Here is a 13,816-nt window from a genome sequence, read left to right on the forward strand (position 1 = left end):
TCCTAAACAACCATTCCTCAGCTTCATATATCTCTAGCTCTTACTTTAGACCCAAATAATATTTTTGATAGTCTTCCGAGCCTCCATACTAAATTCCTCAAACTTAAAGGGCAATTGATTCTACTTCTGGACTTATTGCTGGACCTGTATTTTTATCTCGACGACCTGGCACTACTCAAGCTCGAATAAAATCCATTCAACAAGCTTAAGCAGCGCCAGGCATCACTTTATTTTGTAAAAGTAGCGGGCATTATAACCGCAACGACCTCGCCACGGGCACAAAGAACATCATTTGCAAATACCTCTGTATGTACTTTCCATCTTTTAGGATGAATTTCTTCAACTGTTCCAACTGCTTTCAATGGAACATCCTGCGGAGTTGGTTTAAGGTATTCCACATTGAGACTGGCAGTTACAAATCTAGGAGGTTCTGTGCCATCTCCTATTTCGTTTCCATTCTTGCGGTGCAGTGCAAGTGAGGCAGACCCGGTTCCGTGGCAATCAATTAGTGAAGCGATCATCCCGCCATATATAAACCCGGGAATTCCCATGTATTTGGATTCAGGCGTATAGATTGTAACTGTCTGGTCACCTTGCCAGCCAGTGCGAAGATGATGGCCATCTTTATTTAATCGGCCGCACCCATAACACCAGGCAAAATCATCGGGATAGATATCCTGTATTGCGTTTTCAATTGTTTCTCCCATGTATAAATTCTCATTCCTCATGGCCATCCTCCATTCCAAAACTATGTGAAGATTATCGAAAAAGTCAGGTGCCGCTAGAAGGGGAGTGAAGTTTGCCGCTTATGCATTATTACTTCAACTACTGCTGCACCCACTCCGTCTAATGATGTGCCACACATTAAGCCACCTATAAAGCTTACAGTTTTCATGGCATTCCCCTTCTAGGAATTAATTAAGTTGAGAACGAATAATATTATGCAATCTAGGTCTTAGTCTTAAAATATGTGATTGTCGTCCAAAATGAACTCGATTTGTTAATAGAATTACGTTTAACTCAGCTTCAGGGTCAAACCACATACTTGTACCTGTAAACCCAGTATGGCCATATGATGATTGGGAAAATAAATCACCACAAGAGGACAGTGTAGGACCTTTTAAAAGCCACCCCAATCCCCTATACTCTTTATCAAAAGGGGTATAGTTTCTCTTAGATAATTCAATAACCGACTCAGATAAGATACGTTTCCCCTTATACACACCATTATTTTCAATCATAGATGCATAGTTTTGTAAATCTTGTAATGTTGAGAAAAGACCAGCATGACCACTTATTCCGCCCATGGTTTCAGTATTTTCGTCATGCACTATCCCTCGCTTATAATCCTTTAACTTCTCATTATATTCGGTAGAGGCAAAACGATCTATATCATAAGGAGGATTAAATCCTGTTTCATCCATCTCCATAGGCACAAAAAATTCTCGCTTTAGAAACTGATCGAATGTTTCTCCAGTTACCGTTTCTATCACTCTATAAAGAGTAATTAAACCAAGGTCACTATAAATTACTTTTGTGCCAATCTCATGTTCTAAAGATTCATCATATATTTTTTTTACTATCTGATCCGTATTTAAACCTTCTCGGTAATACTGCCTATAGGAAGGCAATCCCGATGTATGCGTTAACAAATTCCTCAAAGTTACAGATTCTTTTCCGTTTTTAGCAAACTCCGGCAAAAAAAAAGAAACAGCATCATCTAACCTGATCTCCCCATATTCAATAAGCATCAAAAATGCAGGTAATGTCGCAACTACTTTCGTGAGGGAGGCAATGTCAAATATAGTATTTAGTTCCATTGATAGTTTTTCTGGATAAACAGATTTAAAACCTATTGCTTCTTCCAACAATACTTTTCCCTTATGAGAAACGCTAATCGCAGCCCCTGGTATATGTTCTAGATCTATCTCTTTCTGCAGAAAGTCTAGTACCATTTCTCTCATTAATAAAACAACCCTTCAATTTTTAAATATTCTTTTTATAAGAATTATAGCTTTTCCAAACTTCATACCCTAACTTACCATAGAAATCGATCAATCCTGTCCAGTCAATGACAATTGAATTCACGTTACGATTTCTTAAATAAACAATACCTGCTTGAACAATTGCTAGTCCGTATCCGTTTTTACGTTCATTAGAATCAATTCCCAGCGGTCCAATTCCACCTAATTCTTCATTAAACAATGGTGCCCAATAGACATTTTGAGCTATGATTGGAGAATTAGAGTCATTCATTCTACAGAAGCCAATAATTTTATTCTCCTTTTTAAGTACGACAAACTCTCTGCCAGTACCACCCTTTTCAAAATAATGAATAGCTTCATATTCCCACCTTCCGGGAAAACATCGGTTTAGGAACTGTAAAAAGGGATCTTTGTCCTTTATATCTAAGACTGAGAACTCTACGCCTTCAAACTTCGGAAAAGCAGTATCACTACCTGAATTATATTTACACAAAACATCATAGTCACTCCCAAGCTTGTTATACCCCTGCTTCTCAAACCAACTTGATACATCATCATATTGTTGGGGTATACCTGGAAAATAGTGCCACGGGTCTCTACCTAGTACGATCGAGTTGATATTATTATCCATAAAGATTTTTTCAGCATGCTTTAACAAATTTGTTCCTATACTTTGATTACGGAAACGGTGGTCTACTAATAATACCTGAATCCACCCCATATTCGGATTCATTCCTACTTCTAATTTTTCTTGCCACCTCTTTGCAACTAAGAACCCGATAACATTGTTATTTTCATCTAATGCTATACGAGAGGCTTCAAAAAAAACATTATCATCTCTGAAACTATTTTGTTCAAATAACTGCTTACGCATAGGAAAGTCTGTACCTAGTTCTCTGTTCCAAAGTTCTACTAGTTCTTCTAATTTGTCTATACTCCATGAGATAAACCTCATATTCTTACACCGTCCTTAACATTTTATGTAACGGTTGAAAAATTCTATAAAACTATCATCGATTTTTATTTTTTCTTCTAACAAAGCTGCTATAATTGCTCCGCCTACAGGGGGAATCTCAGGAATAACAATGGTATAATTTATCCTATTCTCGCTCAAGACATCCTCAATGCTGTTTTGGAATAAATCAAGTCTATTGAAAAGCCCTCCAGTAAACACGATATTTATACCCATTTGTTTTTCGGTTGTAGAAAAAAGCCGATTAATTAGGCAAGAAATAGATTCTCCTACATATAACCCATTTTTTTCAATAATTTTCATAGCAACACGATCACCCAAATCAGCTGCTTTAACTACAAGTTTACTTAATGAGGCAATTAATTCTTTTGAGTTTTTTGATTGATAAACGGTGTGTACTAAATCTGGTAGTGACTGAACTTGAAAGTGTTCTACAATAAGTTCCTTAATTATTGTTGATTTCCCAAGTCCATCATGTTCCAAAAACGCTGCACGTAAACCTTCACTGCCAAGAGAATAACCACTGCCTTTCTCACCAAGTAAATAACCCCAACCTCCAACACGGTCAAAAATTCCCCTGTCATTCAAACCGTATGTAACCGAACCGGTCCCAGCAATTTGGATAATTCCTGGCTTACCCAAAGTACCAGAATATAATGCTGTAATTGCATCATTATTAACTGTAACATTTACCCCTTTTGGTAATAATGAAGTCAAGATATCTTGCATTTCCTTCCTTGCAGAAGGATGATCAACACCTGACATCCCAGCGTAGACAGTTTTTACTTGTGAAAATAGATTGTCGCTTTGTTTCTTTAATGAGTCTATAAGTTTAGATAACTCAATTTCCAATTCATCATGTGATACACTGTTGGGGTTGGAAGCGCCAGATATAGCTTCAGCAATAATTTCCCCATTTGAATTGGCTATGACTCCTTTGGTTTTTGTACCGCCACCATCGATTCCTAAGACAAACATAAAAAAGGCCTCCACTATAAGCATATTAACCATATATTAAAGAAACCGCCCCATTCCCGAGCCAGCCCCTAAATACTTGTTTTACTTACAACTTTCTTTCTATTATTCCTAAGAAAACCAACAGCCTCTTTTGTTGCATCTAAATGTTTTACTGTTTCTTCATATTGTAAAGAAGCCACACACATAAATAGAATATCAATTACTTGCAATTGAGCAATACGAGAAGATGTAGCACCACTTCTGAAAGTTGGCTCACTGGCTGCAGAAGTATATAAATGAATATCTGCGTTCTCATTTACTATAGAATTGCCATACTTTGTTAAACTGATCGTAGTGGCATTTTGTTGTCTAGCCAGTTGTAATACGTTAGCAACTTCAATCGTTTCACCGGAAAAAGAGATACCTACTACAACATCTGACTCATCAGCATTTGCAACCAGAGTAGATGCCATATGCATATCAGAAAATGTATATGCATCCTTATTAATTCGCAGAAACTTTTGTTGTGCATCCTGAGCAATGATACTAGAAGCTCCTATCCCTATAAAATGGGTTCTTCTAGATCTTCGTAATGCCTCAACTGCTTTCTCCAATTCATCGACATTTAGCAATGCAGCAGTTTCACGTATGGTTTTTATACTATTATTTGTCATCTTTTCGATAACAAATCTAGGTGGCTCATTTGGTTCTATATCCCGGTATCCAGCATCACTTGTCTTTTGAAGGTCTCCTGCAATTCTTAATTTCAAATCTTGAAGCCCTTTCAAATTAAGTGATTTACATAACCTAATAACAGCCGCCCCACTAGTTGAACTCCTCTTTCCAAGCTCTATAGCTGTTAATGAAATTGATTCCTTTGGATTTTCAATAATATATGTAGCTATTTTTCTTTCGGATGGAGGTAATAATGGTAACATTTTGGAAAGTATTAAAAGTCCTCCTGTAGTTGACATGTTATCAGCTCATCTCTAATTAAATCTTCTTCTTCACATAAAACCCTACACAATACAAGCTTTCTCTTTTTCACTTGTTGCAGTTGATATACAACTAGTTATGTTTTGGAGCATATGTTTTTCATCACCTAAATTAAAATAATTAAAGGTTATCATATTCATTACTCTCATTTAATGCAATGTCGATTGCTTTTCTGACATACCCATTTGCTTGTTCTATATACACTTTCGCATCTTGTAGAGTTACTCCTGTTTTTATCATAACTATAGCCGGTTTGATCTCATAATTTGTTTTTTCTAAAACTTCTTCAGCTTTTTGGTATTGTATGTCAGTTATAGCAGAAAGGATATTCTTAGCTCGTTCCTTTAATTTATAATTACTAACTTTCAAATCTATCATTAGATTTTCGTATACCTTGCCAATTTTGATCATTGAAGTTGTTGTAATCATGTTCAAAATTAGTTTGTGAGCAGTAGCTGCTTTCATTCGTGTTGAACCTGTTAATATCTCAGGGCCTGTTATGACTTCTATAATTACATCAGCATACTGGCTGATATCCGAGTTTTCATTACAAGATAGACTAACAGTAGTTGCACCTATACTTTTTGCATATTTTAGTGCCCCAATAACATATGGCGTTCTCCCACTTGCTGCAATTCCTACCACTACATCCAATTCAGTTACGTTTCTTTCCTCCAAATCTTTAACAGCTAATTGCTCGTCATCCTCCGCTCCTTCAACAGCTTTTTCAATTGCCTTAATTCCACCTGCCATTACTGCTTGAACTAGATCTGGTGGTGTACTAAATGTTGGAGGGCATTCTACAGCATCTAAGATTCCAATTCTCCCACTAGTCCCTGCACCAACATAAAATAATTTTCCTCCTTGTTTCAAGGAGTTATATACTGCAGTAACAGTCGTTTCTATTTCAGGCAAAACCTTTTGAACACTATTTGCAACTGTCATATCTTCCCTATTTATCAGGTGTAAGATTTCACCAGTGGACATATTATCTAAATTTATTGAATTCATATTTCTTGTTTCAGTTGTCAATGTTGATATTTTATTCATCTATTATCCATCCTACTTGTATATAAGATATGGTTCTTTTAATTTTTGGAAAGATCCCACCTGTTCTTTGCAGTGCAATAAAAAGCCGGTTGATGTTTTATTTAACACGTGCTTCCTTAATTGCTTTGTACCAGCTAAGAGATCAAAAAAATACTTCCCACTGTCATTTCTAATAAAGTTAAAGTCATTTGGATACATCTCAGCTATGATTTCTAATAATGCGATTCCAGCTTGCAAGGAATTAAGTTTGTTTCGATCAGTTACATGTAATTGTATACCTCCACAAACTTCATCTTTATGCTTTTGATACGTTGGAATAAACGACGTCGTCCGTGCTATCAACCCTGATATTTTTCTATTATTGAATTCCTTTGAAAGTTTTTGGCCATCTATAAAAGGAGCTCCGACCATTTCAAATGGCTTGGTTGTTCCTCTTCCTTCAGATAAATTTGTGCCTTCAATTAAACAAGTTCCGGGGTATAATATGGTCATGTCTAAATTTGTTGTATTTGGAGACGGAGGTACCCAGAATAGAGCAGTTTCGTCAAAATACATATTCCGTTTCCATCCTTCCATAGGGACAACCGTTAATTCGCAATTTATACCAAACTCATATTTATAGAGTTGTGCAAGCTCTCCGACCGTCATTCCATGCCTATTCAATATAGGATATAATCCAACAAAGGAACGAACATCTTCTTCGACCAAATTTCCTTCCACTTTTTCACCTGTAATTGGATTCGGCCTGTCTAAGACAACAAAGTGTTTTTCATTTTCAGCACATGCTTCCATCACATAAGCCATCGTATAAATAAATGTATAGTATCTGGAACCAATATCCTGAAGATCAAAAACAATGACATCTAAAGAATCCAACATTTCTATACTAGGTTTCCTATCTTTTCCATAAAGACTAAAAACGGGAAGACCGGTTGCTGGGTCAATAGAAGATTCTACTAATTGTCCCTCTTTTGCATCACCGCGAATACCATGTTCAGGCCCAAATAATGCTGTTAATTTAATCCCAGGATGCTCAAAAAACAAATCAATAGTAGGTGTAAGCTTCCCGTTGACCCCTGTCATGTTGGTTACTAATCCAATTCGTTTATTTTTAAATTGCCTAAACCCTTTTTCCAGAAAAATGTCCAGCCCAAGCTTCATTTGCTCACTTCCCTTAAGAAAAACACATTCTTTTTAGTTAATAAGAGCTAGCCCAATATAGGGCTAGCCCTCACAATATTACTTTTTTATCTTGTCCAAATTCTCATGCCATTTGTTTGTTTGGAATTTCAATAATTTTTCTTGACCCACATCTTTGGCATCCTTTCGAGCCTGTTCTATTAAATCACTTACTTCATCTTCACCTGCTGCAAAGAGTATTTTCGCAAAAGCTTCATCAAAAATATCTTTAATTCTTTGAGCAATAATACCTTCTTCAGACTCTGGCAGTGGAGACAAGTTAGTAAACTCCGTAACATCTTTAGCTGTTTTCCAAGTAATCTCATTTTGTGCTACTGTAGTCCAGTCACGCTCTCCTTCTGGACGCATATATTCAATTTCAGATTTGGCATTATCGATAAACACAGTATTTCCAGCCCAGTTAAACTTTTCAAATTTAATCATCGTATCACCACGAACTTCGGCTGAATCTGTTTTATATTTTTCATTTGGAACTGGATAACCATTTGCATCAACTTCATCCCAATATAAACCTTTAGGCCCAAAGAATAGCACTCTTTGACCTTCTTCTCCTACAATCCAGTCAAAGTAAGCAAAAATTGCTTCCGGATTATCTGCATTTTTTGTTATAACGTTTACATTCCATCCCAAAGTAACATAATCATCGATCCAAACTTTGTTCTTGTCGACACCTTCTTTATGGATTGGCCAGATCATGTCATATCCAGCTTCAGGATCCTCTGCTTTTAAACTGTTGTTACCAACTCTACCTAAATCTGCAGTACTTGCAGTAAATACTACCGCTACTTTCCCTGTATTAATTTTTTCTTTTACTTGGTCCATTGTCTGAGACATAGCATCTTGTGTAATAAGTTTTTCTTTAAATAATTTATTTGCATAGATCATTGTTTCTTCAAAAATCTTATCTTCAAAAATAGACTTTAATTCATCACCAACTGGATACGCACGATTTCCTATAAAAGTTCTAGATAAATCTTCTCCAAACCCTGTATACAACATTTCAATACCTTGTCCACCCACACCAACTTCTAAAGGTACAACATCTGGATACTTTTCTTTTACCTGTTGAAGATAGGAATGTAAGTCAGCGAAAGTTTCTAGCTTTGGAGATCCCAATTCACTATAAATCTTTTTATTGATCATCCAACCACCGTTACCTCTTGGCTGAGTACTATACCAATTAGGGATTTGGTAGATATGGCCATCTTCACTGCGTAGCATATTAAGAGTTTGTTCTCCAACCCATTTTTTTATGTTCGGATATTTATCGATGTAATCATCTAACGGTACTAATTGTTCAGCTTCAACCAATCTTTGAACATCTGGTCCTCTATTTAAGTGAATAACATCTGGTAAATTTTTCGACGCAATCATCGAATTCAACTTTTGAACAGATTTTCCGCCAGATTGTATTGGTTCTACTTTTACTTTTAAATTTTCATTAATCCATTTTGTCGCTTCATTTTCAGCCCATGGATCAGTAGTCATCCAATCATAGTGTCCATAAAACGAAAATGTTAAATCATCTTTTCCAAAAGCTACTTTTTCTTTGGTACTTGCTTTTTCATCTGAACAGGCAATAAGAACAAAGGCCAAGCTTAGAACAAATAGACCAACTAAAAATTTCTTCATGGTATTTCCCCCCAATTTTTTAATTAAATATTTATTGCTAACGTCTTCATAAATTATTAAATTATAATTTTAGTCAACGGTAGAAATACTAGTTTTGTAGAACCAGCCTAAAAACTTTAATCTTTCAAAGATCCTATTAAAACCCCTTTTACAAAGTGTTTTTGAATGAAAGGATAAACTAAAACAATCGGTATAGTAGCAACCATCATTGTTGCCATTGTCAATGATTTTGTCGTGATGCTTTGTTGTTTTGTCATATGTTCAAGTGCAATTGCATTCCCTTGAGCTGCTTGGGCCATTTGATCGGACATAATGTTAGAATTCATTATTTGCTGTAATAAAGTTTGAATAGGAATGAGATCTGCATCAGATATATAGATACTTGGGAAAAACCAATCATTCCAATGGAACACAGCTGTGAAAAGTGACAATGTTGCTATAACTGGACCTGATACTGGAAGGACAATTCTGAAAAATACTCCGAAGTCAGAACACCCATCAAGCTTTGCTGATTCTTCTAACTCAGCAGGTAATCCATTGAAAAACGTTCTAAATACGATCATATTCCATACATTGATAATAGTTGGAATGATAAAAACCCAAAAACTGTCCAATAAACCTAAGCCTTTAATTAATAAGAAGGTTGGGATTAATCCTCCACTAAAATACATTGTAATGACAAAAAATATCATCATGTATTTTCTTCCTATTAATTCCTTTTTTGTCATACCGTAAGCTAATAAAGCTGTGAAAAATATCGATACAAACGTACCTATAACTGTTCTAAGAATAGTTATCATAAAGGCTTGTGTAAGCCGTGAATCTTCAAAAACGATTTTATAATTATCCAGTGTAAACTCCCTAGGCCAGAAGGTTATGCCTCCCATAGCTGTATCTGCACCAGAGTTAAAGGATATTACAATCGAATTCCAAAAAGGGTACATAGCCACAAATCCCAAAACTATTAAAAAGGTATAAATAAATAGTTGGAGGATTTTATCTTCAAAACTTAATTTCATCATAAACCCCCCTCTTCCATAATGAGCTTCTTACCATAGACTTGAACCCATTCTTCTAGCAAATCTATTAGCAAGTACTAAAAGCCCAACACTAATGATCGCCTTGAATAAACCAACTGCGGTAGCGTAAGAAAATCTATTATTTAAGATACCTACACGATAAACATATGTATCTATTACATCTGCCACATCTCTCAATAAAGGGTTTGATCCTAGTAATAGTAAATCTTCAAATCCAGCACTAAGTAGGCTACCAATCGCTAATATTAAGAAAATAAGTATGACTGGCATGATACTTGGTATTGTGATCAGGAAAATTTGTTTCAGCCTTCCTGCTCCATCAATAGCAGCAGCTTCATACAATTGAGGATTTACACCAGCGATTGCAGCTAAGTACACTATGGATCCAAAGCCTATTTCCTTCCAAACCCCTGTTGTTACAATAATGGTCCAAAAGTATTCAGGTATGGATAGAAAATTGATAGGCTCATCAATAACATTTAATTCTTGCAATAAAATATTTAAGCTGCCATTATCCGTGGATAATATAGAGCCTGCAAATCCAGCTACAATGACCCAAGATAAGAAGTGTGGTAAATAACTAACTGTTTGAATACTTCTTTTAAACAATTGATGACGAACTTCATTCAACATTAATGCGAGAATTATTGGTGCTGGAAAACCTATTAATAGTTTTAATAAGCTAATCACGACAGTGTTTCGCATTACAGTGAAAAATTCTGGAGATTCAAAGAACATTACAAAATGTTTAAAACCAACCCATTCACTATTTAACATTCCTTTAAATATGTTATAGTCCTGAAATGCCATCAAGACCCCATACATCGGTATGTAAGCAAAAATAAATACTAAAATAATGCCCGGCCACACCATTGACTGTATTTGCCACTGATTTGCAATTAACTTTTTTATTTTATTGCCTTTACCTGTTGGAGGCTTTTTCCTAGATAGTTGTTTTTGTTCTGTTACTACTTCATTGATAACTTCTCTTTCAGCAATCATGATTGATTCCTCCTTTCTTTAAGTAATTGAGGGTTTGTTCAAAACGTTATCAATTGATCGTTTTGCGAACCACATCCAAATATATCCAAATACGCTGCCAATAAATAATATCAATATCGGTAAATCATTCAGAAGCGATATACCGAAGTAAATAATAATACCTAAAGTTAAAGAGTAAAGTGGGTTAGCCAATCCAATAAAGCAGCTATATTTTACGGTTTGAAAAACTTTCAATTTATGCTGTGCAATGACTGGAAACACATAAATTAAACTACTAATTGCTAAGATAGATATAGTTATTAAACCTACATACATTAGAATGGAAATAACTCCAGAATTAAGGTTTTGTATATACTGAAAATCAATGTACAACACATACAAAGCCCCTATAAAAATCCACCCAATAACATTAGATTTCAAAAAATCTCCAAAGTATGCTTTCCAAAATAGTCGAGATATGTTTACATCTTTTTCTTCAATCCATTTTCTGGAAATAGACAGAATCGCTACAAAACTAGGAAAAACACCTAAAACTACCCCACCTAATAAAATAGATAAAACCCATAGTAAATTTAAATAGAATAAACGCGGGATCCAATAGGATATTTTATAAAGGCCTCCGGCTAATCCATCTAATTCCATCGTTATCCCCTCCTTCTTTTCTACTTTTGAGAACACCATTTCCTTATTCTTTCTGCAGCAACCTTTATTGCTGCGTATGTATATTCATAGGTTGTAATGGATGCAGAAACCTCTGGAAAACTTTTTTGTCACCGCTTACAAATCTAATAATTATTATCAATATAAATATTCGGATTATTTACCTATTGATGATGCTAATATAAAAATTAAGTATTAATATTTCATTAAACTACATATTTTAATGGAGGATCTTCCCCAGTAAAGATTTATTTAAGTTAAAGTTCCTGCCGTAACAATTCTTCTATAAATGTTTCGGCCAATAGAACCTTCTGGCATTGGATATGGTCCCTCAAAATGAAGACGCTCTTCTTCCAACTCTTCTATTGTTGAAATTGTTCCCTCAAGCCATTCTTGAACACGATGTTTTGCCGTTTCAATTCTAGCCATTAATCCACCATAGCGTAAGTCTATAACCTCCCATCCAAACGGCTTATTCATAGAGAACCATAATTTTCTATGTTTTTGACGCAAATCATTAGTCATGTCTTTTAGTTCTATTAGTTCCATCAGATAAGAATTTACCGTTTCTTTATCATCCACTTCATATGACTTTTTTAAATTAATTCCCATTTCAGATTTAATGCTAAGAACTTTTGCTAACTGTTCATAGAAATCAAACATTAATTTCCATTCCTGATTATTTTGTTTGGCACTATCTAACTGAGATGTTAATCCTTTGTAATGTTGATTCATTGATAGGCCACGAATGTTTTCATCATACAATCCTATAAGAAGATCCTGCCAAAGAAGGAACTTGGATGGATTGGATTCATGTAAATTATCTTTTGATACGCCAGGGGTTTCATCAAACTCATTTAAAATCATAAAGTCAGAAAAATTCCCACCGGTACAGTAATTAAACCGCGCTTCCAAGTGTTCTCTTGTTACAGTTTTGTGGTAGGAATGTTCAGCAAACAACTGAAGTACCGGCAAAGCTGTTACTAATGGGGTCTCTGCTCCATTATCTCCCCACATGGTCGCAAACACCTCTCTTACCCCCTCTTTTTTACATGCCATTAAAGCAGCCTCAGAAGTAACCATTGCTTTCCCGTAGTTAGGAGCAATTCCATTCCAAGTCCAAACTCCTCCGGCAAAAATAGGATTTGAGCCCAGTTCTTTATGTTTTTGTATAAACGTGCGATAGAAATCTTCATCTGCATGATAATAATCCCAATACACAAGTTGAGTATTTGGAATCGAAGAAATAACTTCTTCAGGAATCTCCGCTTCCAGGTCATAGTACCCGCCACTTTTTGATCCTAAGCGAAAGTACATGTCACTCCATATCATAGGTTTGAGACCTTTTTCTTCTGTAATAGAGATGACTTTTTTCAAATGCCCGTTCATAATATTAAATCGTTCTTCGTAACCATTTCTTGATAAATATTTACCTAATCCAAGCTGAAACGCTTCATCCATTCCAATATGTATTCTATTCGTTTTGAATGGTCTCGTAGCTGCAGTAATGATTTTTTCTATAAATTTGTATGTCTCAGGTTCACCAACCAGCAATATGTCAGCAGTGTCTCTGATGTTTGCTGCATAGTTCCATTTAAGAGCTTCTGTAAGATGTGCCAATGTTTGAATACAAGGAATCATTTCTATTCCTAATGCTGAAGCATATTGATCACATGTTTCTATCTCTTTTTCAGTGTACCGGCCACGCATATAGCCGAAATATGGATAATCTTCCACTTCGTATGTATCTTCTGTATAAACCATTAATACGTTTAAACCCATAATGGCCATTTTCCTGAGTAAATCTTGGATACTTGGAACACTTAACACTCCATTTCTAGATGCATCTAACATTGCTCCATTCATATCAAACTGAGGCGATTCTGTGATATCAAAGTCTCCCAGTTTAGTATAGTTTTCAATCCATAATCCTAAAGCACGAAAAAAGTGAATTTTTTCTTTATAAATTATACTTCCTTTTCCATTTTCATTTTTCACTTCTAAATTCCCAACTGCTTTTTTTGTAATATGAATTGGGTAACCATTGTTAGTTAGCTGAAGATCCATTTCATCTGCAATCAGTTTTAATCCTTCTGATAACTCAGCAGTGTCACCAGTAAAATTAATTTTCACATTAAAACCTCCGAGGTTTAGGGATATAATAGCGCTTACAAAAATGTTCAAAAAAATATTTTTGTAATCTTTACCAAATTTTAAATTTAAACCCAATATACCATAAATACCAAATTAATGAAATATAAAATCACAAATTATTTAAAAATTTTGAATTTATATTTTATCACTACTTTTTTCATGGACTT

General features: G+C 35.1%; 12 protein-coding genes. All 12 read right to left on the reverse strand.

What is annotated here, in order from left to right; genetic code table 11:
• Positions 1-227: 227 nt before the first annotated feature.
• A complete protein-coding gene (locus A8F94_RS15445; protein WP_066202480.1) occupies positions 228-707 on the reverse strand; it encodes a PaaI family thioesterase in 480 nt (159 codons plus the stop codon).
• 207 nt (positions 708-914) lie between these two features.
• Positions 915-1,964 carry a serine hydrolase domain-containing protein gene (locus A8F94_RS15450; RefSeq protein ID WP_066202206.1) on the reverse strand — a complete coding sequence of 350 codons (1,050 nt, stop codon included), beginning with the start codon at positions 1,962-1,964 and terminating at the stop codon, positions 915-917.
• A gap of 22 nt (positions 1,965-1,986) precedes the next feature.
• The gene (locus tag A8F94_RS15455; RefSeq protein ID WP_066202208.1) at positions 1,987-2,940 is read right to left on the reverse strand and encodes a GNAT family N-acetyltransferase; all 954 of its coding nucleotides are present in this window, start codon (positions 2,938-2,940) and stop codon (positions 1,987-1,989) included.
• A 15-nt stretch (positions 2,941-2,955) separates the two neighbouring features.
• Positions 2,956-3,936: an N-acetylglucosamine kinase gene (locus A8F94_RS15460; RefSeq protein WP_066202210.1), complete on the reverse strand. Its 981-nt coding sequence runs from the start codon at positions 3,934-3,936 to the stop codon at positions 2,956-2,958.
• A 68-nt stretch (positions 3,937-4,004) separates the two neighbouring features.
• Positions 4,005-4,889, reverse strand: coding sequence for a MurR/RpiR family transcriptional regulator (locus A8F94_RS15465; protein WP_066202212.1), 885 nt, complete (start codon positions 4,887-4,889; stop codon positions 4,005-4,007).
• Positions 4,890-5,031: 142 nt separating this feature from the next.
• Positions 5,032-5,961 (reverse strand): N-acetylmuramic acid 6-phosphate etherase, encoded by a 930-nt coding sequence (gene murQ / locus A8F94_RS15470; RefSeq protein WP_066202215.1) that lies wholly within the window; start codon positions 5,959-5,961, stop codon positions 5,032-5,034.
• A 12-nt stretch (positions 5,962-5,973) separates the two neighbouring features.
• Positions 5,974-7,122, reverse strand: coding sequence for an exo-beta-N-acetylmuramidase NamZ family protein (locus tag A8F94_RS15475; RefSeq protein WP_066202217.1), 1,149 nt, complete (start codon positions 7,120-7,122; stop codon positions 5,974-5,976).
• A 78-nt stretch (positions 7,123-7,200) separates the two neighbouring features.
• Positions 7,201-8,793, reverse strand: coding sequence for an extracellular solute-binding protein (locus tag A8F94_RS15480; RefSeq protein WP_066202219.1), 1,593 nt, complete (start codon positions 8,791-8,793; stop codon positions 7,201-7,203).
• Positions 8,794-8,909: 116 nt separating this feature from the next.
• Positions 8,910-9,815, reverse strand: a complete 906-nt coding sequence (locus A8F94_RS15485; protein WP_066202221.1) for a carbohydrate ABC transporter permease — start codon at positions 9,813-9,815, stop codon at positions 8,910-8,912.
• 27 nt (positions 9,816-9,842) lie between these two features.
• Entirely contained in the window at positions 9,843-10,706 is an 864-nt protein-coding gene (locus tag A8F94_RS15490; protein WP_139070115.1) for an ABC transporter permease, read from the reverse strand.
• 147 nt (positions 10,707-10,853) lie between these two features.
• A complete protein-coding gene (locus tag A8F94_RS15495; protein ID WP_066202225.1) occupies positions 10,854-11,477 on the reverse strand; it encodes a YesL family protein in 624 nt (207 codons plus the stop codon).
• A 270-nt stretch (positions 11,478-11,747) separates the two neighbouring features.
• The gene (locus A8F94_RS15500; RefSeq protein ID WP_066202227.1) at positions 11,748-13,628 is read right to left on the reverse strand and encodes a beta-N-acetylhexosaminidase; all 1,881 of its coding nucleotides are present in this window, start codon (positions 13,626-13,628) and stop codon (positions 11,748-11,750) included.
• Between the last annotated feature and the right edge of the window lie 188 nt (positions 13,629-13,816).

The organism is Bacillus sp. FJAT-27225, from assembly GCF_001685025.1.
In the GTDB taxonomy this organism is placed as follows: Bacteria; Bacillota; Bacilli; order Bacillales; family Cytobacillaceae; genus Bacillus_D.

Coding starts and splice junctions, on each gene's coding strand:
- A8F94_RS15475 (WP_066202217.1), bottom strand. CDS start 7,122: ATGAAGCTTGGGCTGGACATTTTTCTGGAAAAAGGGTTTAGGCAATTT.
- A8F94_RS15455 (WP_066202208.1), bottom strand. CDS start 2,940: ATGAGGTTTATCTCATGGAGTATAGACAAATTAGAAGAACTAGTAGAA.
- A8F94_RS15445 (WP_066202480.1), bottom strand. CDS start 707: ATGGGAGAAACAATTGAAAACGCAATACAGGATATCTATCCCGATGAT.
- A8F94_RS15495 (WP_066202225.1), bottom strand. CDS start 11,477: ATGGAATTAGATGGATTAGCCGGAGGCCTTTATAAAATATCCTATTGG.
- A8F94_RS15465 (WP_066202212.1), bottom strand. CDS start 4,889: ATGTCAACTACAGGAGGACTTTTAATACTTTCCAAAATGTTACCATTA.
- A8F94_RS15480 (WP_066202219.1), bottom strand. CDS start 8,793: ATGAAGAAATTTTTAGTTGGTCTATTTGTTCTAAGCTTGGCCTTTGTT.
- A8F94_RS15485 (WP_066202221.1), bottom strand. CDS start 9,815: ATGATGAAATTAAGTTTTGAAGATAAAATCCTCCAACTATTTATTTAT.
- A8F94_RS15460 (WP_066202210.1), bottom strand. CDS start 3,936: ATGTTTGTCTTAGGAATCGATGGTGGCGGTACAAAAACCAAAGGAGTC.
- A8F94_RS15490 (WP_139070115.1), bottom strand. CDS start 10,706: ATGGTGTGGCCGGGCATTATTTTAGTATTTATTTTTGCTTACATACCG.
- murQ (WP_066202215.1), bottom strand. CDS start 5,961: ATGAATAAAATATCAACATTGACAACTGAAACAAGAAATATGAATTCA.
- A8F94_RS15450 (WP_066202206.1), bottom strand. CDS start 1,964: ATGAGAGAAATGGTACTAGACTTTCTGCAGAAAGAGATAGATCTAGAA.